Consider the following 1,054-nt stretch of genomic DNA (forward strand, 5'->3'; position numbering starts at 1 on the left):
CCCTTAGGGATGCCACTTTTATCTTTCTTCTTATAAAGAATTGATGAGAGGAGCATGCAGTTATCTTATTACTGTTTTTAAATAAGAAATTAGAGTTTTAGTTTTTCAATAGTCGACTATTATTGACGTTGATGAAATTAAATCAGCAGAGTGATCTGCTAGATAGTTTGAAATGATTTACTTGTATTAGTTAAATCAATCAGTGTCCCTATCGTCTAGAGGCCTAGGACACCGCCCTTTCACGGCGGTAACAGGGGTTCGAATCCCCTTAGGGATGCCACTTTCTTTGCTAATATTTAATAAAATAATACAAAGAACAGTGAACTATACGAGAAAACCCACGCAATATGTAAATATTGCGTGGGTTTTTTTTTGCTTTTTATTTACTCGTAAGTTTTAGTGCTTAGTTTATATTTTCACGTTGGCAGCGTTTGCTTTTCACTTTATAGTATTACCTCTCCTTGACTGATACATGTCATATTGAAATACAATAAGGAAGTAACGTGAGCGAAATTAACTATCCAATCAAAGGGTCTTGTCAGTGCGGGCAAGTGACCTATCAATTATTCGCTGCGCCACTTATGGTTGCAGCTTGTCATTGCCGTCAGTGTCAAAAATTATCAACAAGTGCTTTTAGTATTACTGCAGTTGTTAACGTTACCGATATAGAGTTTTCTGGGAAAATGTCTGACTGGAGCCGCTTAGCTGATAACGGCAACACCAATGGGGCAAAGTTCTGCCCAGGTTGTGGCAATCGAATCTACCATTTTAACCCGAGTTATCCTGATAAAATAAAGTTAAAACCCAGTACTTTAGAAGATACTCGAGTCATTCAACCCAGTATGCATATCTGGACCAGTGAAAAACAAGCATGGTTCAAGCTACCTAAAGACCTACCATCCTATGAAAAACAACCATTTTAATATTTTAGCTGTTTATCTTGTAAGAATTTATCGGCTAATTAATACCAATTACACTAATAAATTGATCAGCTTAGAGTTGTATTAGCGAGCTTAGAACAAGCAAAATTACTTAAACTTAGTTATTCTATATT

General features: G+C 36.0%; 1 protein-coding gene and 1 tRNA gene. Both read left to right on the forward strand.

All coding sequences use genetic code 11. The annotated features are described in order from the left end of the window. The first annotated feature begins 204 nt into the window (after positions 1-204). Positions 205-280 (forward strand) — tRNA-Glu (locus CXF85_RS00045). Positions 281-503: 223 nt separating this feature from the next. Further along, positions 504-923, forward strand: coding sequence for a GFA family protein (locus CXF85_RS00050; protein ID WP_101226507.1), 420 nt, complete (start codon positions 504-506; stop codon positions 921-923). Positions 924-1,054 lie beyond the last annotated feature (131 nt).

This window comes from Colwellia sp. 75C3 (assembly GCF_002836255.1).
Lineage (GTDB): Bacteria > Pseudomonadota > Gammaproteobacteria > Enterobacterales > Alteromonadaceae > Colwellia.